This window comes from Aeromonas sp. Y318-1 (assembly GCF_027706125.1).
Lineage (GTDB): Bacteria > Pseudomonadota > Gammaproteobacteria > Enterobacterales > Aeromonadaceae > Aeromonas > Aeromonas hydrophila.
Map to the genome: position 1 here is coordinate 77,349 of NZ_JAPDCM010000007.1, position 26,343 is coordinate 103,691.

Consider the following 26,343-nt stretch of genomic DNA (forward strand, 5'->3'; position numbering starts at 1 on the left):
CCGCAGCCTTGTGGAGCGGCGGGCAGGGTGGTATCACTGGCCACACGATTCACCCCGCTCACCACCTGCCGAGGCGCCATTGATCACCCTGATAAAAGAGTCCGACCAGCTGAAGATGCCCTGGAAGAACAAGCAGGGCACCACAGCCCAGATCCTCATCTCCCCTGCCGGCACCAGCCTCGACAGGCTCGATTTTGCCTACCGGCTGAGCTCGGCGCCCATCAAGGGGGCCGGCCCCTTCTCGAAATTTCCCGGCTATCAGCGTATCCTGCTGCCCATCAGCGGGGCCGGCTTCGTGCTCAACGGCCACCCCTACGCCACCTTCGAGGCGGCCCACTTCAGCGGGGATGACGACACCCACTGCGAACTGCTGAAAAAAGAAGTGACGGATCTGGGGCTCATCTATGATCCGGCCCGCCTCAGCGCCAACGTGCGGGTGCTCAACCTACCCTTCCCGCTCACCCTCACCCTGGAAGCGGACAAGACCTATCTCTGTTACCTGTTGAGCGGCCAGCTCACGGCGGCGGGCCACCCCATGGCGGTCAACGAGACCCTGCTGATCAGCGGCGAGCAGAGCATCCACTTCGACTGCCAGAAGAAGAGCGCCATCGCCTTTTTTACCCTGCAGCCCATTATTTGAAGAAACTTTCCTATATTAGTCATGCTCAAAAAACACCCTCCAATATTGAATATCATCAATATTGGAGGGTAGTATGGGTCTCATTGCTTTCATGTAATGAGAGGCCCTATGCAATACACTCTTGAAGGATTCGAGGCGCCACCAGAACTGACCTCGGAAGAAGAAAAAAGCAATCAACAACTACAGACCAAAATAAGAGAAATTCTTATTGAATTTCAGTATGTTGAAGACAGTAAAATATCTGCACCAAAAACATTCAAATGCCGTGTTCCTTATGAAGATTTATACGGTCTTAAAGCCATTAGCGCTTTTGTAATTAACCATCCTCTATATGGCCTCACTCGAATTGAGCCCCACCAACAACAGGTCTCTGGCTCTGTTGACCGTAAGTTCCCTTTCTTCCTGCAAAGTGCCTATAAGGCGCCTGAACCTAATGTCATTATTTTGATAGAAGGACAAGGACATAAAAAAGCAGCCTTTGAATGGTTAAAGACTGAGTCAGCCAAATGTACAACTAAAAACATCCGATGTTTTGACTTGGCCGATTTCACACTTTGGATTTGATATCTCTGTGTAGTAATCAGCGTTTGGGCGCCCGTCCGCCGCTGTCGAGACAGGCCTGCATGGAGTCGTAGGGGGTATAGTGCTTGGTGCGGCTGTAATAGGTGCCGCCCTGGGGATGGCAGATGCCGTTTCTGCTCTTCTTGACCGGCGGCTCCGCTGCCAGCGCGATGGCGCACACCAGCAGCAGGCAACTGCTGATCACCCATTTCATGGCTTTCATGACGACCTTGCTTCCTCTTGAGCGGGCCCAGCAGGCCCGAAAGGCGCCTATTTTACCCTTTCACTCCCCCGCTCACCTGGCGCCGGATCATAAAACGGCGCGCCATAGCGCCATCACAGACATCCAACTCACGCTGCAAGCGGCCACAAAAAAGCCGGGCAGTGCCCGGCTTCTGGGTCGACAAGCTGTGCTTAGCCGACCTTGAAGGAGCCCTTCATCATGGCGAAGTGGCCGGGGAAGGAGCAGAAGAAGGTGAGATCTTTGCCGGCCAGGCCGTCGGTCTTGAAGGTGACGCTGGTGCTCTCGCCGCCGCCCACCAGTTTGGTGTGGGCCAGCACGCGCGGGTCATCCTTGGGCAGGTAGTTGTTGTCGGCACCGGCGCTCATGCCAGCGGTGGCCACGGCCTGATAGTCGGCGGTGTTGGCCAGCGCCCAGTTGTGGCCCATGGCGGTCACCGGCATCTTGCCGGTATGGTTCAGGGTCACGGTGACCTCTTTGCAGGTGGCCGGGACGCTCATCTCCTTGAGGTTGTACTGCATGGCATCATTGCCTTCGATGACCAACGCGCACTCATCGGCCAGAGCCGGGGCCGCCAGGGTGCTCAGAAACAGCAGGGTAATCGCCTTTTTCATCATCCTCTCCTTTGATTGGCAATAGATGGCAACACAATTGCCTGCGGGCTCGCACCATGGCTGGCAAACATGCTGTCAAAATCGACCTTATTCTACTCAACTGTCGTCATTCGGCTATGTCTTTAGCGTAAAGCTGCGGGTCAGGTCACCAGATTGCCCCCATTTTTTTGTCTGGACGAACCGGCCGCGCCACCCACTAACCACTCTTTGTTTAATTATCCCCCGCACTTTTGTCCAGCCGCGACTCGCCCGCCGTCGCCCCCTTGGCTAAGCTGGCGACCCCGGCACGCTTGCCTCCAGTGCCATCCGTTTCAGCCAAAGAGATCCGTCATGTCGATTCTTGCTCGCCCGGCCCACCGTGGCCTGTTGTTGACCCTGCTGCTGATGCTGACCGCCTGTCAGCCGGCCCCGACCCAGACCCGCATTCAGGGCAAGACCATGGGCACCTTTTACGCGGTGACCCTGAGCGACCCCTTCCCAGGCGGCGAGCCGGCGCTGCAGCAAGAGGTCGATGCCCTGCTGGTACGCATGAATCACGAGATCTCCACCTACGACCCGAACTCCCTCATCTCCCGCTTCAATCAGGGCAGCGGCCAGCCCCCCATGGCGATTCCCGCTACCATGGCCAAAATCGTGCAGCAGGGCATCGACGCCGGCCATCTCACCGCAGGCAAGCTCGACGTCACCGTGGGCCCGCTGGTCAACCTGTGGGGATTCGGGCCGGACAAGCGGCCCGTCAAACGGCCCAGCGCCGAGCAGATCGCCAGCGCCCGCCACAAGGTGGGCATCGACCGGCTGACGTTGGTGCCCGAGGGGGATCACTTCCTGCTCGGCAAGCGCATCCCCGATCTCTACCTCGATCTCTCCACCCTGGGCGAGGGGGCGGCCTCTGACGAGATTGCCGGCCTGCTCGAGCAAAAGGGAGTGCACAACTACCTCATCGAGGTGGCCGGCGCCGTGCGCAGCAAGGGCAACAACGCCAAGGGCAAGCCCTGGCGGGTGGCCATCGTCGAGCCATCCGACCAGCCCGGCGCCTTCTCGGACGTGGTGATCCCCAACGGCATGGCCCTCAGCACCGCCGGCAGCTATCGCAACTACTACGAGCTCGACGGCAAGCGCTACTCCCACATCATCGACCCCGCCACCGGCCAGCCCATTACCCACAAGCTGGTCTCCGCCAGCGTCATCACCCCGACCGCGCTCGAGGCCGACGCCCTCGACACCGCCCTCATGGTGATGGGGCCGGAGCAGGCGATGGCCTTTGCCAAGGCGCACGGTCTCGCGGTCTACCTCATCGTCAAGACCGAGCAGGGCTTCGCCGCCAGCCATACCCCCCAGTTCGCCCCCTATCTGGTGGCAAAACAGCCGTAAATCAGCCGCCATAACCCAATAGCCATAAAAAAAGAGGCCCCGCACTGCGGGGCCTCCTTGTCTTCACGTCTGCTCGAGTCGATGGGAGTGCGTCGGGGCGCCAGGGCCACCAGCGGCTTGGCATCAGGCCAGTGACTACAGCCAAGCTACTTCCGTATTACTCCCCGCAGCCGGCTGAGTCGGCAGACGGACGCGCCACCCGGTTGCCCGCCCCGTAGAGGAGGAACACCAGCACGCAAATCGCGGTCATCACGGCGAACAGGGCCGGGCCGCCCCACACCTGCAACAGCCAGCCCCCCACCAGGGGCGAGAGCGCCCAGCCAAGCCCGGCCAACGCGCTGGCCCCGAAGTAACTCCCCTTGAGGTGGGCCGGCGCCATCTCGTCGATCAGCACGTTGAAGAGCGGGAACAGCACCGCCTCCCCCACGCTCAGCAAGAACACCGCCACCAGCCAGGGCCACAGCAGGGCCGGGCTCGACAGGGCGAACAACACCTGGGCGGACGCCATCAGCAGGATGGAGAACTGCAGCCGCAGGCTCACCCGCCAGCGCCGGGTCAGGTGCAGCAACGGAAACTGCAGAGTGATGATGGTCAGCGCATTGGTGGCCACCAGCAGGGCCACCAGGGTCTCCACCTCGGGGGCGCCGGCGCGGGTCAGGTACTGGATCAGCGGCGACTCCACCTGGGCGTAGACCAGCATCATCAGCAGGTTGGCGAGGATGAACAGCATGAAGGCCCGATCCCGCCCCACCACCCTGAGCATGGCCCCCAGGGTGAGGCCCGCATCCTGCCGACCAGTGCACTCGCGGCGAAAACCAAGCAGGAAAGCGATGCCGAGCAGACCATAGCTGGCGGCCGTCACCACGAAGGTCTCCTGGCGCGCGCCCAGCCCCACCATGACGCCGATGAGGGGACCCACTCCCGCCCCCACGTTGAGCAGGAAGTAGCGCAGGTGCTGAGCCAGCTCCCGCTGCGCCTTCTCGGGCAGCAGATCCCCCATCAGCGCCTTGCCCGGCGTGTCGATGAAGGCGTAGGAGAGACCCGAGCCAAACACCCCGAGGGCGATGAGCCAGAGGGAGTGGCCAAACCCGAGCAGCAGGTAGGCGCCGCACGACAGGGCGCAGCCGAGCAGCAGTATGGTGCGCCGACCGAGCCGGTCGGAGAGCCAGCCGACATAGAAGCCGATGAGGCAGGAGAGCACGGCCGCGCCGCCCAGCAGCATCCCGATGCCGGACGCCGAGAGAGCATACTCCCGGTAGAGCAGGATCGAGAGAAAGGGCCAGACCATGAAGAAACTGGTGCGCACCATGAAGGTACCCAGGATCACGATCCAGACCAGCGGAGGAAAGGGGGGCAGGCGCATGGGAACTCCTTGTCGCGCAATGGCAGCTGATCCGCAGGGGAAAGCATTCAGTGGTATCAAAAGACACCTGAGCGCACAATCCCCGCCCGGAAAAAAACCGCCCGAAGGGACCAGCTCAGCACCGGTCGGTGGGCGGCTTCACCGTCCAGGCCAGGCTGGCGTCCGCCATCTGCCCTCTCCCAGTTCACCCCCTATTTGGTCCGGCAGAAGCCATGAATGGCGGGGCTTGGCGGAAAAACCGCGGCAGCGCCCCATGTTCAATTGCCTGTCTGCGCGCTTTGGTGGCACACTTCTGTTATCCGCCCGTAGCGCCCTGACCAGACAGATGCAGACACCGGAATCCGAGCCAGAGAAAAAAGCCCCACCCAAACCGAAGCGCATCCTGCTGGTCAACGAACAGCGCTCCTTTCAGGTGATGATGAAGGCGATGCTGATCAACATCGGCATCAGCCGCATCACCTATGTCAACTCGGCCGAAGAGGCGAGACGGCGTTGCCAGAAAGAGACCTTTGACATCTACCTGCTCGATTACGAGCTGGGGGTCGGCGAGAACGGCCGCCAGCTGCTGGAGAGCCTTCGGGATCAGAAGCTCATTCCGCCCCAGAGCGTGGTGATCATGGTAAGCGGCGACAGCTCCCGCGCCATGGTGCTGAGCGCGCTGGAGGCCGAACCCGACGAATACCTGATGAAGCCCTTCTCCCAGGAGCAGTTTTCGTTTCGTCTCAAACGCGCCCTCGCCCGCCGTCAGGCGCTGGAGAGCGTGTTCAGCGCCCTTGCCAAAGAGGATCTGCCCACCCTGCTCGCCGCCTGCGCCGAGCGGGCCGACGCGGTGCCGCGCTTTGCCAACTTCTGCCGCTGCCTGCAGGCCGATACCCAGCTCAAGCTGGGCCAGGCCAAAGAGGCCCGCAGCCTGATGCGCCAGCTGCTGGCCGGCCAGGAGAACAGCTGGGCCCGGCTCACCCTCGGCAAGGCGTGCCACACTCTGGGGCTGAACGAAGAGGCGGTGAGCCACCTGCAGGCCACCCTCAAGAACACCCCGCTGATGGTGGAGGCCCACCTCTGGCTGGCAGAGTCCCAGCTCGCCCTCGGCAACGACGAACAGGCCCAGCAGGAGCTCAAGCGGGCGGTCGACATCTCGCCCCAGTCGGTGCAGCTCTCACGCCGGCTGGCGGAGGTGTGCCTGCTGCGCCACGACTACGCCCAGGCCAAGGACGTGTTGCTGTCGCTGATCGACCTGTCGCGCAACTCCATCCATCGCACCCCCCACTACCTGGGGGCCTATATCCAGGCGCTGACCCTCTACGCCCTCAACAGCAACGACATCTACCACATCGCCAACCTGCAAAAGCAGGTCAACTCGGCCCTGTCGCGCATCCGCGATTCGCTGATGATGTCGGAGTTCAACTACCCGGTGTTCGAGCAGATCTGCCAGGCCCGGGTGCAGATCGCCCTGGGGGAGCTGCTCAAGGGCAAGAAGATGCTCTACCGCGCCAACCAGAACTGGCTCGATCAACCGGCCACCATGCCCCCCAGCCTGCTGGGCGAGACCATCCTCGCCCTCTATCAGCTCGGTGAATTCGAATATGCCGAAAGCCTGCAGGCGCTGCTGGCCGAAGACGAGGATCGGCTGCTCACCACCTGCATCCAGGCCACCCGCGATGACAAGACGGTGCTCGAGCGTCGCCAGCGCTATCAGCAGCTCAACGAGCTGGGCATCAAGGCCTATCAGAGCGGCGAGCTGGAGCAGGCGCTCGGCCACTTTCGCGAAGCGCTGCGCCGGGCTCCGGCCAATACCGGCGCCGCCCTCAACAAGATCCAGGTGCTGCTGCAGCTGATGCAGAAAAACCGCAAGAGCCCGGAGTTTGGCGCCGAGTGCAAGGAGACCCTGGAGGTGCTGGACGGCATCCCCCTCAATCCGGCCCAGCAGGATCGTTTTCGCAAGCTGCGTCAGGAGTTTACCCAGCTCAGCTGACCAGGGCCCGCTCGCCTATGCTGATACTGACTCGGCAAAGGGAGGAGAGTGGCGATGGCCATGTGTCGATATCTGGTGGCGGACGGTCGCCACTGCAGCGAAGAGGCGGGGGACCATGATCTGTGCCGCTGGCACGATCCCCACGCCAATCATCAGGATCCCCACACCGCCCGCGAGCTGGAGCACTACATCCAGCAGGGTGGGCTGTGCCACGGCCTGCAACTGGCCCGCGCCAATCTGGCGGGCCTCAACCTGGTGAAAAAAGGGGCCCCGCAGGGGTTCCTGCTGGAGCAGTGCAACCTCTACCGCGCCAATCTGCAGGGGGCTCACCTCTACGGCATTCGCATCAAGGGTGGCAGCCTGATGAAGGCAGATCTCAGCGAAGCGAACCTGCACTGCGCCACCCTCGACGACGTCAACCTGCTCGGCATTCGCTGGCACAACACCCGCCTCGACAACCTGGATACCGGCAAGCGGCTGATGCAGGAGCGGCGCGGCCGCAAGGAGCGTGACCCGGTACAGGCCCGCATCTGGCTAAAGGAGGCCGAAGAGACCTATCGCGATCTGCGCAAGGCCTCGGAAGCGCAAGGCATCTTCACCATGTCCGGCCGCTACATCCAGCAGGAGCTCACCATGCGCCGGCTGCAGCTGCCGTTCTGGTCGACCCAGCGCTTCACCTCCTGGATCGTCGATCTGTTCTGCGGCTACGGCGAGGCCCCCATGCGGGTGGTACTCTTCTCCCTGCTGCTCATCTTCATCTGCAGCATCTTCTACTTCTTCTTTGGCCTGAGCTTCAACGGCAACCACCTCATCTACCGGCCCGGCGCCCCTTTTGAGCAGAACGCCATCTTCCTGCTGGAGTGCCTCTACTACAGCGTGGTGACCTTCACCACCCTGGGTTATGGCGACTTCACCCCCATCGGCCTCTCAAGGCTCTTCGCCGCCTTCGAGGCCTTCACCGGCAGCTTCACGCTGGCGCTGTTTGTGGTGGTGTTCGTCAAGAAGATGACCCGCTGAGCCCGCTATGGCGGGCGGCCCGTCCCGGATGTGGCCCCTCGCCTTCACTTGCATCCACGGCGGATTCCTAGTCCAATAGCCACTTATAAAAATGACATGAGCATCCCGGACATGAAGATCATCTCTTTCAATATCAATGGCCTGCGCGCCCGCCTGCACCAGCTGCAAGCCATCATCGACAAGCATCAGCCGGATGTGATCGGCCTGCAGGAGATCAAGGTACACGACGAGGCCTTCCCGCTGGCCGACGTGGAGGCCATGGGCTATCACGTAGAGTTTCACGGCCAGAAGGCCCACTACGGGGTGGCCATCATGAGCAAGCAGAAGCCGGTCAAGGTGGAGAAAGGCTTCCCCACCGACGACGAAGAGGCCCAGCGCCGGATGATCATGGCCACCTTCGAGCGCGAAGACGGCTCCCTCATCAAGGTGATGAACGGCTACTTCCCGCAGGGTGAAAGCCAGGATCACGAGACCAAGTTCCCGGCCAAGCAGAAGTTCTACGAGGATCTGCAGCACTATCTGGAGACCCACCACACCCCGGGCGATCAGCTGGTGCTGATCGGGGATATGAATATCTCCCCCACCGATCTCGACATCGGCATCGGCGAGGCGAACCGCAAGCGCTGGCTGCGGGACGGCAAGTGCTCCTTCCTGCCCATCGAGCGCGAATGGATGGAGCGCCTGAAAGGGTTCGGCCTGACCGACACCTTCCGCGCCGCCAACCCCACCGAGTGCGAGCGCTTCTCCTGGTTTGACTACCGCTCCAGGGGCTTTGACGAGAACCGGGGCCTGCGCATCGACCTCATCATGGCCTCCGACGCACTCAAGGACACCGTGACCGAGACCGGCATCGACTACGAGCTGCGCGGCATCGACAAGCCTTCGGATCACGCCCCCATCTGGGCCTGCTTCGCCTGATAACGACAACAGAGGGGGCATTTGAAGCCCTCTCTGTGACCAAGCCCCCACTTCCCCCGCTTTTTCCTTCTTATAATTCCCTCCGGGTCTCCTGCTCCCCGGCAAGATCACGCTGCAGGGTCTGCCTGCCTGACACAAATTGTCGCGGCCCCCTCCGCCACTGCGCGATCGACACCGACAACTTTCAGTGTCGAGCAGCCTGGGTTCAATATTCGTGCTCTATCATTAGAAAACTGTCAGTAATCCAATGAGTTAAATTTGTAACCATGCAGTTAACCATGTTCATGAAGAAAAAGGCTGGGCGCGGCAATCGCGCACCATCCCACAGGAGTGTGATGATGAAGGTGCAATACGTCAGGGAAGAGATGTTCAAGCGCGGCTGTATCGCCCTGGCACTGGCCAGCGCACTGACCGCCTGTGGTGATGAACCGGCCGCCGGAGCCCAGGCACTGCCGCCGGTGCCCGTGGTGGTGGCCGAGGTCAAACTGACCGACGTGCCGATGACCACCGAAATGGTGGGCGAGACCGCCGGTTTTCGCGAAATTGACGTGCGTTCCCGGGTGAGCGGCATCCTGCTCAAACGCACCTACATCGAGGGGCAGCCGGTCACCGCCGGTCAGGCGCTGTTCCTGATCGACCCCGAGCCCTACAAGGTGGCGCTGGAGCAGGCCAAGGGCACCCTGGCCCAGGAGCAGGCCCGCCTCAACAAGGCGCGCGCCGACCGGGATCGCATCATCCCGCTGTTCAAGCGCCAGGTGGTGAGCCGCAAGGACTATGACGACACCATCGCCAACTACGAGGCGGCCATCGCCAGCCATCAGGCCGCCCAGGCCAAGGTGAAAGAGGCCGAACTGAACCTCAGCTACACCCAGGTCACCGCCCCCATCAACGGCATGGCGAGCAAGAGCTCCCAGTCCGAGGGCAGCCTCATCTCCACCAGCGGCGAAAACGGCCTGCTCACCACCATCACCCAGTTCGATCCCCTCTACGTCAACTTCTCCTACTCGGAGCAGGATCGTCTCAACTTCGAGAACTCGGTGAAAAAGGGACTGATTGAGGCCAAGGATGCCACCAACTGGCGCACCCACATCCGGCTGGCGGACGGCTCCGTCTATCCCGAGGCGGGCAAGCTCAACTTCTCCGACAGCCGGGTCGACCCGCAGACCGGCACCATCCGGGCCCGTGCCATCTTCGACAACAAGGACGGCGTGCTGCTGCCGGGCCAGTTCGTGCGCATGACCATCGATCTGGGCACCCGCAAAAATGCCATCCTGGTGCCGCCGCGCGCCATCGTCCAGTCCCAGGCCGACCGCATGGTGATGGTGGTGGACAAAGAGAACAAGGTGGTGCCCCGCCCGGTCAAGCTGGGTTCCGTGGTCGACAGCGGCGTGCTGATCGACAGCGGCCTCGAGCCCGGTGAGCGCTATATCGTCGAGGGGCTGATGAAGGCCCGTCCCGGCGCCGTGGTCAAGCCCGTCACGGCCTCCGAGATGAAGGCGATCACCACCAAGATGGTCGGCCAGAACGCGGCCAAGTAAGGAGTTCGTATGTTTTCCAAGTTCTTCATCGAACGCCCCATCTTCGCCAGCGTGATTTCGATCATCATAGTGCTGGGCGGGTTGGCGGCGATGCGATCGCTCCCCATCGAGCAGTACCCGCAGATCACCCCGCCGGTGGTGTCGGTCACCGCCTTCTATCCGGGCGCCACCCCCGAGGTGATCTCCCAGACGGTGGCTGCACCGCTCGAGCAGCAGATCAACGGCGTGGAGCGGATGCTCTACATGCAGTCGGGTTCGGCCTCCAACGGTCAGATGAACCTCAACGTCTACTTCGAGATCGGCACCGATCCGGATCAGGCCACCATCAACGTCAACAACCGGGTCTCGGCCGCCATGGCCCAGCTGCCGGAAGAGGTGAAGAAGCAGGGGGTAACGGTCAAGAAGAAATCGACCTCGATCCTGCAGGTGGTCACCCTGCAATCGCCTAATGGCACCTTCGATACCACCTACCTGTCGAACTACGCCCTGCTCAACATCATCGACGAGCTCAAGCGGATTCCCGGGGTCGGCGACACCACCCTGTTCGGCGGCACCGACTACGCCATGCGCATCTGGCTGAGGCCAGATCGACTGGCCCAGCTCGAACTCACCCCGAACGACGTGATCGGCGCCATCCGCGAGCAGAACACCCAGTTCGCGGCGGGCAAGATCGGCGCCCAACCCACCACGGCCCCCATCGACTTCACCTACACGGTGCAGACCAAGGGACGGCTGGAGGATGTGCGCGAGTTCCAGAACATCATCATCCGCTCCATGCCGGACGGCTCGAAGATCCGGGTCAAGGACGTGGCCAGGGTCGAGCTCGGCGGCAAGGACTACGACCTGCTGGCCAAGGCCAACGGCAAGCCGGCCATCGGTATCGCCACCTATCTGCAACCGGGCGCCAACGCCGTGGCGGTAGCCGATCAGGTGCACGCCACCATGCTGCGCCTCAAGGAGCGCTTCCCGCAGGACATCGAGTACCAGATCCCCTACGACACCACCGAGTTCGTGAAGATCTCCATCGAGGAGGTGGTACACACCCTGTTCGAGGCGATCGTGCTGGTGTTCGTGGTGGTCTACCTGTTCCTGCAGAACTTCCGCGCCACCCTGATCCCCTGTATCGCGGTGCCGGTGTCGCTGATCGGGACCTTCGCCGGCATGCTGGTGCTGGGCTTCTCCATCAACCTGCTGACCCTGTTCGGCATGGTGCTCGCCATCGGTATCGTGGTGGATGACGCCATCGTGGTGCTGGAGAACGTCGAGCGGATCATGCAGGAGAAGAAGTGCTCGCCCAAAGAGGCGGCCATCCTCGCCATGCAGGAAGTCTCCGGCCCGGTGGTCGCCATCGTGCTGGTGCTGTGCGCCGTGTTCCTGCCGGTCGCCTTCATGGGCGGCATGACCGGGGTGATGTACAAGCAGTTCGCCATCACGGTGGCGGTGTCGGTGGCCATCTCCGGTCTGGTGGCGCTGACCCTGTCGCCGGCCCTCTGTGCCGTGTTGCTGAAAGAGGGCCACCACAAGCCGGCCCGCTTCTTCGTCTGGTTCAACAACGCCTTCGACGGTCTCACCCGCCGTTACGTGCGCGGGGTCGCCTTCCTCAACCGCCGGGTCGGGGTGGCATTCACCATCATCGCCTTCATCCTGGTCTCCATCTACGGCCTGCTGATGAAGGTACCGGGCGAGCTGGTGCCGAACGAAGATCAGGGCTACCTGCTCTCCGCCGTCATGCTGCCGGATGCGGCCTCCCTCACCCGCACCCAGGCGGTAGCGAACGACTTCGACCAGATGGCAATGGCCAACCCCAACGTGAAGGACGTCATCACCTTCTCGGGCTTTGACATCCTCTCCAACGCCATCATCAGCAACAGCGGCATCAGCTTCATCACCCTCAAGGACTGGAGCGAACGGCAAGGTGCCGGGCAGGACTCCTTCTCCCTGGCCAAGACCTTCCAGGGCATGAGCCTGATGGGGCTGGCGGACGGCTTCGTTGCCTCCTTCAACCCGCCCCCCATCACCGGCATGTCCACCACCGGCGGGCTGGAGGCCTACCTGCAAAACCGCAGCACCGGCAATGCCCAGTCCTTCTCGGCCGAGGTGCAGCGCTTCCTCGAGGCGGCCAAGCTGCGCCCCGAGTTCGCCAGCGTGACCAGCACCTACCGCGCCAACGTGCCCCAGGTCTATCTCGATCTGGATCGCGAGAAGGCCAAGGCGCTGGGGCTGCCCATCAACGCCGTGTTCGACACCATGCAGGCCACCTTCGGCCAGGTCTATGTCAACGACTTCAACCAGTTCGGCCGTACCTACCGGGTGCAGTTGCAGTCCGAGGCGGACTACCGCGCCAAGAAGAGCGACATCCGCAACGTCTATGTGCGCTCCGACAAGGGGGAGATGATCCCGCTCAGCAGCCTGGTGACGGTGCGTGATGCCACCGGCCCCGAACTGGTGGAGCGCTTCAACATCTTCCAGGCGGCCAAGATCATGGCGCAGCCGGCGCCGGGCTACAGCTCCGGCCAGGCCATCGCCGCGCTGGAAGCCGTGGCCGACGAGTCCCTCGGCAACGACGCCAAGCTGGAGTGGACCGGCTCTGCCTATCAGGAGAAAGCGGCCGCCGGCAGTGCGGGCACCGCGTTCGGCTTCGGCATCGTGATGATCTTCCTCATCCTGGCGGCCCAGTACGAACGCTGGAGCCTGCCGTTTGCGGTGATCACCGCCGTCCCGTTCGCCCTGTTTGGCGCCCTGCTGGCCACCTGGCTGGTGGGTCTGACCAACAACGTCTACTTCCAGATAGGGCTGGTGACCCTCGTCGGGCTGGCGGCCAAGAACGCCATCCTGATCGTGGAGTTCGCGGTGATGAAGCACGAAGAGGGGATGAGCCTCATCGAGTCGGCGCTGGAGGCGGCGCGGCTGCGTTTTCGCCCCATCGTGATGACCTCGCTCGCCTTCATCCTCGGCTGTGTGCCGCTGGTCACCTCCAGCGGCGCCGGGGCGGCGAGCCGTCATGCCCTCGGCTGGCCGGTCATCGGCGGCATGCTGGCGGCGACCTTCATCGCCATCTTCTTCATTCCACTGTTCTTCCGCCTCATCATGCGGCGCTCGGAACGCGCCGGCGGCAAGACGGCGCAACCCAAGTCGTAAATCCTGAGTCACAGCCCCCGCCATGCGGGGGCTTTTTTATCCGCCAGGCGGGCCAACACCTCGCAGCCGGGCCCGAGCCGCGAGCGGGATCACGCGGCCAGCATCCCGCTGCCCACATACCTTGACCTTGCTCTCAAGGTAAGGTTTACAGTGCCCCCAGTCATTGTCAGGATTTTCCCCCATGCTCGTAGCGAGATTGCCCATCGAACGCATTGCCCGGCTGTTGCTGGGGCTGATGCTCGTCTGCAATCTCACCCTCTGCATCGGCTGGCACGGGGTGGATGCCCTCAACGCCGCCATGACTCACGGCAATCAGGCCATGAGCGATAGTGCCATGCAGGGGCTCTCCTGCCACGGGGCAAGCCCGGATGCGGGAGCGCAAGATGCCGCCAGCCAGGAGTGCCAGATGCACGGCGGGCTCACCTCGACCGGCACTCCCGGCCTGCCGCTGCTGGCCGCCCTACTGACCCTGCTCGCGCTGCCGCTGTTGCTGCTGCCCCTCGGGACGGCGAGCAGCGGGCTGGACAACTGGTTGCGGGATCCCTTCCTGCGATCCCGCGGCACCCACCCTCCCTCCTGGCCGCGCCGACACCTGATGTTGTCGGTGCTGCGCCACTAGAAAGCTCTTCTCTCGCGGCAACAGCAAGCCTCGGCTTGCCCGTTTTCTGCCGCCTTGCCTGACCCTGCGCCCTTGCTAAACCGCCCGCTCGCAGGGAGCCGTGCGCGCTGACACAGTTGCGCCCCGTTTGCCGCCTCGTGGTGATGCCCAGCCCGCGCACACCACCACACCGACGGCCTGACAGAAGAGAAGAGATACCATGCCATCCACCCCCGTTATCCGGTCTGCCTGCACGCGGCCGTACCAGTCGCCCCTTCGCCTCCCGCGCGCCGGAGGCTTGTCATGAACAAGACACTGTTGATGTCCGCCCTGCTGCTGGCCCTCGGCGCCGGTGGCGGCTACTGGGCCGCCAAACAGACCACAACTGGCACTGCAGCCAAGGAGAAGACGCCGCTCTACTGGGTCAACCCCATGGATCCGCGCGACAAGCGCGATGCCCCCGCCAAGGACAACATGGGGATGGACTTCATCCCCGTCTATGAGGAAAAACAGGGCGGCTCGCCGGGCACCGTCACCATCAGCCCCGAGATCCAGCAGAACCTGGGGGTGCGGCTCGCCAAGGTGGAGACGCTCCCCATCCACCAGCAGATCGAGACGGTGGGTTACGTCGGTTATGACGAGGACAGGCTGGAGGCGGTCAACGCCCGCATGGCGGGCTGGATCCGCACCCTCGCCATCAAGAGCGAGGGGCAGCAGGTGAGCAAGGGCAACCTGATTTATGAGCTCTACGCCCCGGATCTGGTCAACGCCCAGCACGAGTATCTGCTCGCTCTCAACACCGCCAATCCGCTGCTGCTGCGCGCCGCCGAGGGCAAGCTCAAATCCTTGCAGGTGCCGGCGGATCAGATTGCGGCCCTCAAGCGCAGCCGCCAGGTGCAGGAGACGGTGCGCATCTACGCCCCGAGCAGCGGTTATGTTTCCGAGCTGAAGGTGCGCGAGGGCCAGTATGTGGAGCCCGCCGCGGCGCTCTTTAACATCAGCACTCTCAAGCAGGTGTGGGTGAGCGCCGAGGTGTTCGAGCGCCAGGCGGCCCAGCTGAAGGTGGGCGATCCGGTCACCATGACCCTGGACTACGCCCCCGGTCGCAGTTGGCAAGGTAAGGTGGATTACCTCTACCCGACCCTGGATGCCGCCACCCGCACCCTCAAGGTGCGGCTGCGCTTCGCCAACCCGGACGAGTTCCTGAAACCCAATATGTTCGCCAAGGTGAGCATTCGCACCGGGCAGGGCGAACCCCGGCTGGTGGTACCGAGCGAAGCGGTGATCCGCACCGGCAGCCAGGACAGGCTGGTGCTGGCGCTGGGGGATGGCAGCTTCAAGTCGGTGGCCGTCACCCTGGGCCCCCAGTTTGGCGACAAGGTCGCCATCAAAGAGGGAGTTGAAGCGGGGGACAGCATCGTCAGCTCGGCCCAGTTCCTGCTCGACTCCGAATCGGCCATCGATTCGGACTTCCAGCGCATGACTGCGGTACGCCCCGCCCAGGTGTGGACCCAGGGCGAAGTTGAAAGCATCGATCTGGCCAACCGTACCCTGATGGTCTCCCACCAGCCCATCCCCGAGTGGCAGTGGCCCGCCATGGAGATGGAGTTCACCGTGGCGGATGGGGTCGACATCAGCAAGCTGGCCGAGGGACAGACCCTTCATCTGCAGGTGATGCAGGAGGGGGATGAGTACCGCATCACCACCATCCATCAGGAGCAAGCGCCGGCAAACGGCGATACCACCAAGCCCGCAACGGATGAGATGGGCAAGATGGAAGGCATGGATCATAGCCAGCATCAGATGGCGATGCCCGAGATGGAGAAGAAGTCATGATCCCATCGATACCTTGCCGCTTTACTAGCGACCATGTCCTGCCGTTCACGCCACGCCAAGAGGGAGGAGCCAGATCATGATCCCTTCCATCATTCGCTGGTCCGTGGGCAATCGCTTTTTGGTGCTGCTGCTCACTGTCATGCTCACCGCCTGGGGGCTCTGGTCGGTCAAACAGACCCCGGTAGACGCCCTGCCGGATCTCTCCGACGTGCAGGTGATCATCAAGACGGCCTATCCGGGCCAGGCGCCTCAGGTAGTGGAGGATCAGGTCACCTACCCGCTCACCACCGCCATGCTGGCGGTGCCGGGCGCGACCACGGTGCGCGGCTACTCCTTCTTCGGCGACTCCTTCGTCTATGTGCTGTTTGACGACAACACCGACCTCTACTGGGCCCGCGCCCGGGTGCTGGAGTATTTGAGCCAGGTCGCGCCCAACCTGCCCGCCTCCGCCCGTCCCCAGCTCGGCCCCGATGCCACCGGGGTGGGCTGGGTCTATCAGTACGCGCTGGTGGACAGAACTGGCAAGCATGACCTCAGCCAGCTCACCTCCCTGCAGAACTGGTTCCTCAAGTACGAGTTGCAGACGGTGGAGGGGGTCTCCGAAGTCGCCACCGTGGGCGGCATGGTGCGTCAGTATCAGGTGCGGGTCGATCCGGACAAGCTGCGCGCCTACGGCATCCCGCTCTCCCTTATCGAGACCGCCATCAAGCAGGGCAATCAGGAGACCGGCGCCTCCGTCATCGAGATGGCGGAAGCGGAGTACATGGTGCGCTCCAACGGCTATCTGAAAAGCGTCGATGATCTGAAGCAGATCCCGCTCGGCACCACTGTGCGCGGCGCCCCGCTGCTGCTGGGCGACGTGGCGGATGTGGTCACCGGACCCCAGAGCCGGCGCGGCCTGGCCGAGCTCAACGGCGAAGGGGAAGTGGTGGGCGGCATCATCGTCATGCGCTACGGCGAGAATGCCCAGCACACCATCGACGGGGTCAAGGCGCGGCTCGCCCAGCTGAAAAGCAGCCTGCCAGAGGGGGTCGAGGTCGTCACCGTCTACGATCGCTCCGACCTTATCCAACGCGCCATCGACAACCTCTCCGGCAAGCTGGTGGAGGAGTTCGCGGTGGTGGTGCTGGTCTGCCTCGCCTTCCTGTTCCACCTGCGCTCATCCCTGGTGGTGGTCATCTCCTTGCCCATCGCCATCCTAACCGCCTTTATTGTCATGCACCTGCAGGGGATCAACGCCAACATCATGTCGCTCGGCGGTATCGCCATCGCCATCGGCGCCATGGTGGACGGTGCCATCGTGATGATCGAGAACGTCCACAAGCACATGGAGCGGGAGGCGCTCACCGACAAGAACCGCTGGCGCATCATCACCGAGGCGAGCATAGAAGTGGGGCCCGCCATCTTCTTCTCCCTGCTGATCATCACCATCAGCTTCCTGCCGGTGTTCGCGCTGGAGGCGCAGGAGGGGCGGATGTTCCACCCCCTCGCCTACACCAAGACCTACGCCATGGCGGCGGCGGCCGGGCTCGCCATCACCCTGGTGCCGGTGATCATGGGCTACTTCATCCGTGGCAAGGTGCTGGCGGAGCAGGCCAATCCGCTCAACCGCTGGCTGAGCCAGGGCTATGTACCGCTGCTCAAGGCCGTGCTGGCCCGTCCGAAAACAACCCTGGCCATCGCCGCCGTGGTGACGGTGGCGGGCTTCTGGCCGCTCAAGTACCTGGGCTCCGAGTTCATACCGCCGCTGGATGAGGGGGACATCATGTACATGCCCACCACAGCAGCCAATATCTCGGTGGGCAAGGCACGGGAGATTTTGCAGCAGACCGACAAGCTCATTCGTACCGTGCCCGAGGTGCAGAACGTGTTCGGCAAGGCGGGCCGCGCCGAATCGGCCACCGACCCCGCCGATCTGGTGATGATGGAGACCAGCATCCAGCTCAAGCCCCGCAACCAGTGGCGCCCCGGCATGACCCCGGAGAAGCTGAAAGAGGAGCTCGACTCCCTCATCCGCTTCCCCGGCCTCACCAACGCCTGGGTACCCCCCATCAAGACCCGCATCGACATGCTGGCCACCGGCATCAAGACCCCGGTCGGCATCAAGATAGCCGGGCCCGATCTCAAGGTGATCCAGCAGCTCGGCCAGCAGCTGGAACAGATCGTCGGCAAGGTGGAGGGCGCCTCATCGGTCTACGCCGAGCGGGTGGCCGGTGGCCGCTACGTCAAGGTGGATATCGATCGGCTCAAGGCGGCCCGTTACGGCCTCAATATCGCCGACGTGCAGGCGGTGCTCGCCACCGCGGTGGGCGGCATGGAGGTGGGCCAGACCATCGAGGGGCGCGAGCGCTACCCCATCAACCTGCGCTACCCCCAGAGCTATCGCGATTCGGTGGCGAGCCTGGAGCTGCTGCCGCTGGTGACCCCGAGCGGTGCGCGCATCGCGCTGGCGGACGTGGCCCGGGTCTACATCAGCGACGAGGCCCCCATGCTGCGCAGTGAAAACGCGCGCCTCAACGGCTGGGTCTACGTCGATATTCGCGGCCGCGATATCGGCTCTTTCGTGGCACAGGCCAAGGCCGAGGTGGACAAGCAGCTGGTGTTGCCGGCGGGCTACGCCCTCACCTGGTCCGGTCAGTTCGAATACATGGAGCGGGCCAAGGCGCGCCTCGCCTACGTGGTGCCGCTCACGGTCGCCATCATAGTGCTGCTGCTCTATCTGGCGTTTCGCCGCTTCCAGGAGGTGCTGCTCATTCTCACCACCCTGCCGCTGGCGGTGGTGGGCGGGATCTGGACCCTCTGGCTGCTCGACTTCAACCTCTCGGTGGCAGTCGGAGTGGGCTTTATCGCCCTGGCCGGGGTGGCGGTGGAGACCGGCGTCTTGATGCTGGTCTACCTCAACCACGCCTGGGATGACCTCGTGGCCAGCGGCAAGCCGGACCAGGCGGGCCTGCACCAGGCGGTGATCCACGGCGCCGCCCTGCGCCTGCGCCCCAAGATGATGACGGTGGTGACCATCATCGCCGGCCTTCTGCCCATCATGTGGAGCCACGGCACCGGCTCCGAGGTGATGCAGCGCATCGCCGCCCCCATGATTGGCGGCATGGTGAGCGCGCTGGTGCTGACCCTGCTGGTGCTGCCCGCCGCCTACTACCTGTGGCGCAGCCGGCACCTGGGCGCGACCGAGCACCAACCCGCCGGCTAACCCGGTGATAGCCCCCTTTTTGACAACCAAGAATCTGAATCAACGACGAGGAAACACCATGAACTACAAGACGCTGACCCTGACCCTGCTGCTTGGCCTTGCCGCCCACACCGGCCTGCAGGCCGAGGAGATGATGAACCATGCCGGCCACGACATGGGCCAGATGAGCCAGATGGAAGGCATGAACGAGATGGGCGAGATGGCGATGACCCAGGGGGTCATCAGCCGCATTGACGCGGCCAACGGCAAGGTCGGCATCAAGCACGAGGCGATCGACAACCTCAAGATGCCCGCCATGACCATGGTGTTTCGGGTGGCCGATCCGGCCCTGCTCAAAGATCTGAAAGTGGGAGATGCGGTGCGCTTTCACGCCGAGAACCCGGCCGGCAAGCTCACCGTGACCGCCATCCAGAAACAGTGAGCAGAGTCATTTCAATAAAAGACGGCGGGATCATCCCGCCGTTTTCTTTTACTGCGCTATCTACTGCACCATCCGCTACTGCACTATCCGCTACGGCACCATCCGCCGAGCGGCCTCCTCAGCCGTTCGGATAAGCCTGAGCGATATTCGCCTGAGCTATCCCGAGCAACTGAACAGACATGTCCTGCAATACATAGAGGTCGCGGCGACGGGTCCAGGGTTGATCGGATTGCTCGTCATACCAGACGGGCAGTTCGATCCCCTCCGGGGCATGGCTCGCCACCTTGCGGGCACGGCAGGTGATGATGCAGCGTTTGACGTGGTCGCGGTGACCGATGACGGCCGCCGTGCCGAGGGCGGCAGCCTCTCCACCGGCGTAATCCCTGACGATGGCCTCCACCACCCCGTCCGTGCTGAGGTAGACCAGCTTGCCCGCATCATCCCAGTAAGGCTCGATGGAGATGACATCCCGGGCCGGAATATCGGGATAGCGGGCCGAGTCGAGGAAGCGGGCGATCTCCCATTGCACGTACATGGGCACCGGCTTTTGCCGATAGAGGGCCGCGCAGCAGGCGGCCAGCGCCTCGTTCATGGGGCCGGGCTCGGCCAGTTCATCCGGGTTGCCCGAGGCGTTGGGGCGGTTGCCGAAGGCAAAGGCGATGACGCAGTGGGCCTGGTCGATGGCGACCCGGGACGGGGTCATGTTGAAGCAGGCCTCCTCGATGAAGGGGGCCAGCTGGCGGGCCGTCTGCTCGTCGTGCAGCTCAGCGCTCAGCCGGTCGGTCAGGGTGGTGCGAAAATCCGCCGCACTCCCCTGGCTGTCATTGCTGCTGTTGCAGCCGGCGAGGGTAGCGACCAGGGGGGTACTCAACAGCCCCAGGGTGACTCTGCGTCTGTGCTTGTCCATAACGACTCCTTTGTTGATGTCCAGGGCTGAAAATCAACCCGTTGGAGTCCATACCGTACGGAAAAAACAGGGGGATAAAAGTCAGAAAGGGAAACAGAGAGGCGCAACGTGCAGCGCCTCACACTTCCCGGGCCATTCGCAAGCAAGCCCTTTTGATTCAATTGCTTGGCGTATCAAAAAGCAGGGCGCAGGGGGAAACCCGCCTGCGCCCCGTCACTGCCGCACCATCAGCCGCGGATATGATCGATAAAGGCGTCGATCTGTTCGCGGCCGCAGGCCGGGTTCATGAACACCGCCTTCTCCCCGGCGATGTAGGAGTACTTGCCGCGGGCGTCATAGTCGGAGTGAGCGATGGCCTCCACCCAGTTGGTGTAGAGCCCCACCTTGCCACGCCCGGTAAACAGGCTGCGGTGGTAGTCGGTGTTGCGCTGCAAGCGCGCCTTGTAGGCCGCATCCGGGCTGCGCGCCAGCTCGAAGGCAAACTCGGCGTCGGGGTCCTGCACCCACTCGGGGTTGTAAATCTTGAAGCCCACGCTCGGCCCCTGGTTCTCCTGGGCCACCAGCTTGACGTTGCCAAGCTGGCTTAACCGGAAGCGGAAGTAGTTGGCGTTTTGCAGGCAGTGGGCCAGCACGGTGCGATAACCCTCCACCCCCAGGTAGTTGAGCGCCGCATAGGCACCAAACAGGCCGCTCGCCCCGCGGGAGCACTCGATGGTGGACTGCAGGTGGGTCTGGCCCTGAATATCCCGCTCAAAATAGGAGAAGTTCTCCGGGTCGTTTTCCATCGCCTTGAGGTCATCCTGCTCCTTGATCATCACCAAGCTGGAGGTGTAGGGCACATAACCCCACTTCTGGAAGTCGACGGTGAAGGAGTCGGCGTATTTGAGCTCGGCGAAGCGGCTCACGTTGCGCTCGATCCCCGCCAGGGTGGCGCTGTTGATGGCCAGCGGGTTGGCGGCAAAGTCGTAGTCCAGGAAGAAGATCATCGACCAGCCGATGGCGGCATCGACGTGGATGTGCGGCTTGACCGCCACCTCGAACCGCTCGCAGAGCCGATCCCGCAGCTCGACCACGGGTTTCACCTGGTCCACCCCGAAGGTGTCGGTGGTGCCCATGGTGAGCATGATGGTGGGCACCACGTGCTTGAGAGCGAAGCAGGCGGTCAGGGTGCGCTCCAGGTGGTCGAGATCGATGTCGTTGTTCTCGCCGACCTGGATGCGAATGGTCTTGTTCTCGATGTCGACTCCGAGCAGGGAGAGGTTGGTGATGTTGGAGTAGTGACCGCCCTGGGAGTTGATGATGCGGTAGTCCTGATAGTGGCCGAGCCCCTTGTGCTTGGCCTCCGGCAGGCTCTTGCGGATGCCGAGCAGGTAGCCGTAGAGGTTACAGAAGGTGCCGCCTTGGGTGAAGATGCCGGTGGCGCGGGCCGGATCGTAACCTACCAGCAGCGCTATCTGGCGCACCACCTTCTTCTCCAGCTCCTCGGCCACCCCGGCATACTCGGAGTAGACCAGGTTGGGGTTGGCCAGAATGCCCATCTGGGCGCCGTAAATGGCGGGATCCGCCGACATGGTGATGACGTTCTCGACGCTGGAGGGGTTCTCCCAGTCTTTGGACAGGGCGCTGGCAAACAGCAGCTCGGCCATGGGCTCGCCCGGGGTGCGCATGGTGGCCGGCACCGGCATGGTCTCGCACAAGTCGGCGAGGCGGGCGCGGCCATCCGGCCAGGCATTGAGCCGCGCCGCCGGGGCCAGGCCACGGGCACGAAACTCGTTTAGGGTGGCAAAACCGGGTTCTCGAAAGACCGGCCAGAGATCGGGGTTGCGCGAGAAGAAATTGGCTTTGACTGTGGCAAAACGACGTTTGAATTCGGGGTGGATGGCGTTGACGCCTTCATCTTTCAAATAGACCAAGTCACTCATTTTTATACCATTAGTACAGCAAATGTGCAGTCCTTATACCCCCGGATCACCGTTTGAAACAGCGACAATATCTAATGGCCTCCCCTACTTTTTGTCATGTATGAGGGCGGACGGCGGCTGGCAAAAAGGCGCCTTTCGGGCGCCTCTTTTGATTTTGTGATCCACCCGCCCTATCGGCGAGAAAAACGTCAGCGCAGCGCCGCCAGCAACCAGCGAGAAAGCTCCTCCAGCTCGATCTCCCGGGCCGCAAACTCACTGCGCCACTGGCGCAGCAGATCGTCAAGGGCATCGGCGCGGTAGGCCGTGCCGGGCAGCCGCGCGGCCAGCGCATCAAGCGGCGCCGGATCCAGGCTGTCGCTGAAGATCTGCGCCCGCCCGATCACCCCCTTCTCCACGTCGAAGTGCAGCTCCACCCCGCCCCAGCCGAAGCGCTCGTCCAGCTGATGGCTGAAGGCCGGGGCATGGCCGAAGTTCCACTCCCAGCTGCGCTGGCGGGCGAAGGTATCGGCAAAGCCGGGCAGGTCGGGCATCTGCTCAGGGGAGATATGCTCGGGCTGCACCCGCTCGCCATAGTGGCTGAAGAAGGCCTCCTGCAGCGCCTCGCTCACCTGTTGGTGATCGATGCCCGGCAGCAGCTCGCAGAGGTTGGCCACCCGGCTGCGTACCGAGCTGATGCCCTTGGCCGCCAGCTTCTTGGGGTCGGGATTGAGGTAGTTGGCGAGCCGGCCGAGGTCTGCGTCCAGCAGCAGGGTGCCGTGGTGAAAGCCGCGATCATGGGTCTCCCGATAGGCCGAGCCCGACACCTTGCGCTCCCCGTCCGGGGTCGCCACCAGCAGATCGTTGCGCCCGGAGGCGAAAGCCTCGACCCCGAGCCGCGTGAGCGCGTCCAGCACGATGGCAGTGGAGATACTCTTGTCATACTCCGGCTTGCCCGCCATGAAGGTGAAGCAGCTGTTGCCCAGGTCGTGAAACACGGCGCCGCCGCCGCTGCTGCGCCTGGCCAGCGTCACCCCGTCCTCCTCCATGCGGCGGGTGTTGCACTCCTTCCAGGGGTTCTGGGCCCGGCCGATCACCACGGTATTGGCGTTGCGCCACAGGAACAGCACCCGCTGGTTCGGATCCATCTGACGGAAGATGCACTCCTCCACCGCCAGGTTGAACAGGGGGTCGTGAGAGTCGGACAGCAACAGACGCAATCGGGACATGAGAAGGCCTCATCGGGATGGAAGAGTCGCTATCATAACACCGGGGTCGACAGGATCCGGCCCCCTTCTGCCTGTTTCGGCTCGTTACTGACCGATAACGCAACAAATAAAAGATCGACACAATCTGACAGCAACATGAATGTATCCGTTGATACGGCGACACAGGCTGACGCATTGCGCTGAAAATTAAGTAATCACTTACTGATATTGAGGTAAACGACTGGCAAATACGATTAAAATGCGACCGTTTTTATTGGTCATATGGCTCCGTAATTATTCACATAATTGCCAAAAATACCGAGCAGGAAAGCCAAACGTGATGAGTAACACAGAAATCTTTTTTTCTGTCATGTATGCCCCATTCCAGCGCCCTTTCGCCCCCTTGCGGGCAACAAGGAATTGTTTGACTCTAGGACTGACCCCCGTCTCCCGAGAGGAATGAGTATGAGTGTCGTAAATTCCTCCCTTCATCGCCTGCGCTGGTATCTGCCAATGCTTGGTTCAGCGATGTTTTGCACCCTTTTCTCCCTGCCATCCAAGGCAGTGGACAAGATAGTGGTGCAACTGCCCTGGCAACATCAGTTCCAGTTTGCCGGTTATTACGCGGCCCAGGCCAGAGGCTTCTATCGAGATGCCGGGCTGGATGTCACCCTGCGACCCGCCGTCACCGGCACCAATGTGGTCAACGAGGTGATGTCGGGCAATGCCCAGTACGGGGTCAGCGGCAGCGATCTGCTGCTGGCGCGCGCCAGTGGCCAGCAGGTCGTGGTGCTGGCCTCCATGCTGCAGCATTCCCCGCTGGTGCTGCTCACTCTGGAGCGGCCCGACATTCGCCAACCGGCGGATCTGGCGGGCAAACGGCTGATGCTGGAGCCCGGCTCCCAGGAGCTGCAGATCTACCTCAATCGCCATGCCGCGCCGGGCAGCTGGAGCAAGCTGCCTTATGAACAGGGGCTGAAGGCGCTGCTCGCCGGCCAGGTGGACGCCATCAGTGCCTACAGCACCACCGAGCCCTTCTATCTGGCCCGGATGGGGATCCCCTACCGGGTGTTCTCCCCCCGCAGCATCGACTTCGATTTCTACGGTGACAACCTGTTCACCTCGGAGCGCGAGCTGAACAACCGGCCGGAGCGGGTCTACGCCTTCCAGCAGGCGAGCCTCAAGGGGTGGCGCTATGCCATGGAAAACCCGGCCGAGATGATCAACTGGATCATGGAGCAGTACCCGAGCGGTTATGGCCGCGAGCAGCTGGAGTTCGAAGCCAGCGCCACCCGGGAGCTGATGCAGCCAGATCTGGTCGAGCCCGGTTACATGCAGCCGGAGCGCTGGCAACAGATCGCCAGAAGCTACCTCGAGGCCGGCCTGCTCTCGGCCCTGCCCGATCTGGAACACTTTCTCTACAACCCAGATCGGGAGCGGATCCGCCAGCAACGCCAACTGCTCGACAAGAGCGTGGCGGTGGCCATGCTGGTGACCTTCTCCCTGCTGACCCTGCTCGGCATTTTCTGCTACCTCTACCTGCGCCTGCGCCAGGAGGCGCGCGACCGCCAGCGGCTCACCCGCGAGCTGGCCCAGAGCGAGCAGCACTACCGCTTCGTGGCAGAGAACAGCGCCGACGTCATCTGGACCATGGACACCGCCACCCTGCGCTTTCGCTATGTCAGCCCGGCCATCTTGCCGCTCAGCGGTTACGAGGCGATCGACGTGCTGACCCTCCCCATCAGGCAGCTGATTCCGGAGACATCCAGAAAGCAGCTGCGCGCCGAGCTGAGCGGTTCCCTCGCCGCCTGGCAACGCGGCGACCACGAGCAGACCCGCTGCGTCATTCGTACCCAGCTGCGTCACAAAGAGGGACATCTGGTGGCCACCGAAACGGTCACCACCCTGCACGGCAACGAGCAGGGGGAGCCGGAGGCGATTCTGGGGGTGACCCGTGACATCACAGAGCGGGCCGCCCGCGAGGAGATGATGCGCCGGCTCGCCTTCTACGATCCCCTCACCAACCTGCCCAACCGCCGGCTGCTGCAGCAGCGGTTGAAGGAGGCTATGGAGGGCGAAGCGCAGCTGGCCCTGCTGTTCATCGATCTCGACCACTTCAAGCCGATTAACGACACCTTCGGCCATGAGACCGGCGACGTGCTGCTCAACATGGTGGCCGAACGGATGCGCCACTGCGTGCGGGAGCGGGATCTGGTGGCACGGCTGGGAGGGGACGAATTCGTGATCCTGCTGCCCGATACCGGGGACGAGGCGCTGGCGGTGGCCGACCATCTGCACCAGAGCCTGCGCCATCCGTTTCGTATCGACGAGGAGCAGGAGCTGCGCATCTCCAGCAGCATAGGGGTGGCGCTCTATCCGGAGCACGGCACCGACCCCAAGACCCTGATGCACCACGCCGATCAGGCCATGTATCAGGCCAAGGGCAGAGGACGGGGCCGGGTCTGTCTGTTCACCGCCGGGCTGGATCCGGAGCAGGGCTCGCTGGTGTGGCAGAGCAGCCACGAATGCGGCCATCCCCGTATCGATGCCGAGCATCGTCAGCTGTTCGTGCTGACCAACCGGCTGCTGGAACACATGAAGGATCACCAGGAGCACCCGGCCCTGTTCCTGGAGTGCATGGAGAGCCTGTTCGACGTGGCCCGCCACCACTTCGCCTTTGAAGAGCAGATGCTGGCCGAACTCGGCTATCCGGAGCTGGCCAGCCACCAGCAAGACCACCAGCTGTTGCTGCAAAAAGCCAGCCAGCTGATGACCGCCGCCAGGGCGGGCACCCTGGGCAACGACGAGTTGCTCAACTTCATCATTCAGGAGCTGGTCGTCGGCCACATGAGCCAGGCCGACCGGCGCTACTTCCCGCTGATGAAAGGACGCTGACC

The 26,343-nt window shown here is 63.0% G+C and carries 19 protein-coding genes; 13 read left to right on the top strand and 6 right to left on the bottom strand.

The window, feature by feature from the left end; genetic code table 11:
* The first annotated feature begins 79 nt into the window (after window positions 1-79).
* Together OKB87_RS12070 and OKB87_RS12075 are read left to right on the top strand one after the other, a co-directional pair.
* Window positions 80-640 (top strand): HutD family protein, encoded by a 561-nt coding sequence (locus OKB87_RS12070; RefSeq protein ID WP_162516677.1) that lies wholly within the window; start codon window positions 80-82, stop codon window positions 638-640.
* Window positions 641-748: 108 nt separating this feature from the next.
* Window positions 749-1,204, top strand: coding sequence for a PD-(D/E)XK nuclease superfamily protein (locus tag OKB87_RS12075; RefSeq protein WP_135354555.1), 456 nt, complete (start codon window positions 749-751; stop codon window positions 1,202-1,204).
* A gap of 16 nt (window positions 1,205-1,220) precedes the next feature.
* Here OKB87_RS12075 and OKB87_RS12080 read toward each other — a convergent pair whose 3' ends face one another.
* Together OKB87_RS12080 and azu are read right to left on the bottom strand one after the other, a co-directional pair.
* Complete coding sequence (locus OKB87_RS12080) at window positions 1,221-1,424, bottom strand: hypothetical protein (protein WP_029299646.1); 204 nt, start codon at window positions 1,422-1,424, stop codon at window positions 1,221-1,223.
* Window positions 1,425-1,615: 191 nt separating this feature from the next.
* Entirely contained in the window at window positions 1,616-2,056 is a 441-nt protein-coding gene (gene azu, locus OKB87_RS12085; RefSeq protein WP_060390100.1) for an azurin, read from the bottom strand.
* Between the two features lie 330 nt (window positions 2,057-2,386).
* Between azu and OKB87_RS12090 the strand changes: the two genes are divergently transcribed.
* A complete protein-coding gene (locus tag OKB87_RS12090; protein WP_270827583.1) occupies window positions 2,387-3,427 on the top strand; it encodes an FAD:protein FMN transferase in 1,041 nt (346 codons plus the stop codon).
* 157 nt (window positions 3,428-3,584) lie between these two features.
* Here OKB87_RS12090 and OKB87_RS12095 read toward each other — a convergent pair whose 3' ends face one another.
* The gene (locus OKB87_RS12095) at window positions 3,585-4,790 is read right to left on the bottom strand and encodes an MDR family MFS transporter (RefSeq protein WP_270827585.1); all 1,206 of its coding nucleotides are present in this window, start codon (window positions 4,788-4,790) and stop codon (window positions 3,585-3,587) included.
* Window positions 4,791-5,115: 325 nt separating this feature from the next.
* Here OKB87_RS12095 and OKB87_RS12100 point away from each other — a divergent pair, with 325 nt between their 5' ends.
* The 9 genes from OKB87_RS12100 to OKB87_RS12140 all read left to right on the top strand — a co-directional run bounded on the left by OKB87_RS12100 (window position 5,116) and on the right by OKB87_RS12140 (window position 19,433).
* Complete coding sequence (locus tag OKB87_RS12100; protein WP_270827586.1) at window positions 5,116-6,762, top strand: tetratricopeptide repeat-containing response regulator; 1,647 nt, start codon at window positions 5,116-5,118, stop codon at window positions 6,760-6,762.
* A gap of 54 nt (window positions 6,763-6,816) precedes the next feature.
* Window positions 6,817-7,779 carry an ion channel gene (locus OKB87_RS12105; RefSeq protein ID WP_017410694.1) on the top strand — a complete coding sequence of 321 codons (963 nt, stop codon included), beginning with the start codon at window positions 6,817-6,819 and terminating at the stop codon, window positions 7,777-7,779.
* A gap of 111 nt (window positions 7,780-7,890) precedes the next feature.
* Entirely contained in the window at window positions 7,891-8,697 is an 807-nt protein-coding gene (gene xthA / locus OKB87_RS12110) for an exodeoxyribonuclease III (RefSeq protein WP_017410695.1), read from the top strand.
* Between the two features lie 338 nt (window positions 8,698-9,035).
* Window positions 9,036-10,235 (top strand): efflux RND transporter periplasmic adaptor subunit, encoded by a 1,200-nt coding sequence (locus OKB87_RS12115; protein WP_045789362.1) that lies wholly within the window; start codon window positions 9,036-9,038, stop codon window positions 10,233-10,235.
* A 9-nt stretch (window positions 10,236-10,244) separates the two neighbouring features.
* Window positions 10,245-13,373, top strand: a complete 3,129-nt coding sequence (locus OKB87_RS12120) for an efflux RND transporter permease subunit (protein WP_270827587.1) — start codon at window positions 10,245-10,247, stop codon at window positions 13,371-13,373.
* A gap of 181 nt (window positions 13,374-13,554) precedes the next feature.
* A complete protein-coding gene (locus OKB87_RS12125; protein WP_113994558.1) occupies window positions 13,555-13,992 on the top strand; it encodes a hypothetical protein in 438 nt (145 codons plus the stop codon).
* A 282-nt stretch (window positions 13,993-14,274) separates the two neighbouring features.
* The gene (locus OKB87_RS12130; protein ID WP_270827588.1) at window positions 14,275-15,807 is read left to right on the top strand and encodes an efflux RND transporter periplasmic adaptor subunit; all 1,533 of its coding nucleotides are present in this window, start codon (window positions 14,275-14,277) and stop codon (window positions 15,805-15,807) included.
* A 76-nt stretch (window positions 15,808-15,883) separates the two neighbouring features.
* Window positions 15,884-19,012, top strand: coding sequence for an efflux RND transporter permease subunit (locus OKB87_RS12135; RefSeq protein WP_270827589.1), 3,129 nt, complete (start codon window positions 15,884-15,886; stop codon window positions 19,010-19,012).
* 58 nt (window positions 19,013-19,070) lie between these two features.
* A complete protein-coding gene (locus OKB87_RS12140; protein ID WP_270827590.1) occupies window positions 19,071-19,433 on the top strand; it encodes a copper-binding protein in 363 nt (120 codons plus the stop codon).
* A gap of 118 nt (window positions 19,434-19,551) precedes the next feature.
* Here OKB87_RS12140 and OKB87_RS12145 read toward each other — a convergent pair whose 3' ends face one another.
* The 3 genes from OKB87_RS12145 to OKB87_RS12155 form a co-directional block, all read right to left on the bottom strand.
* Window positions 19,552-20,340, bottom strand: coding sequence for a hypothetical protein (locus tag OKB87_RS12145; protein ID WP_201355620.1), 789 nt, complete (start codon window positions 20,338-20,340; stop codon window positions 19,552-19,554).
* A gap of 227 nt (window positions 20,341-20,567) precedes the next feature.
* The gene (locus OKB87_RS12150) at window positions 20,568-22,262 is read right to left on the bottom strand and encodes a pyridoxal phosphate-dependent decarboxylase family protein (RefSeq protein ID WP_270827592.1); all 1,695 of its coding nucleotides are present in this window, start codon (window positions 22,260-22,262) and stop codon (window positions 20,568-20,570) included.
* Between the two features lie 188 nt (window positions 22,263-22,450).
* Complete coding sequence (locus OKB87_RS12155) at window positions 22,451-23,467, bottom strand: lipoate--protein ligase A (protein WP_168756088.1); 1,017 nt, start codon at window positions 23,465-23,467, stop codon at window positions 22,451-22,453.
* A gap of 444 nt (window positions 23,468-23,911) precedes the next feature.
* Between OKB87_RS12155 and OKB87_RS12160 the strand changes: the two genes are divergently transcribed.
* Window positions 23,912-26,341: a diguanylate cyclase domain-containing protein gene (locus tag OKB87_RS12160; RefSeq protein WP_168756087.1), complete on the top strand. Its 2,430-nt coding sequence runs from the start codon at window positions 23,912-23,914 to the stop codon at window positions 26,339-26,341.
* The last annotated feature ends 2 nt before the right edge of the window (window positions 26,342-26,343 follow it).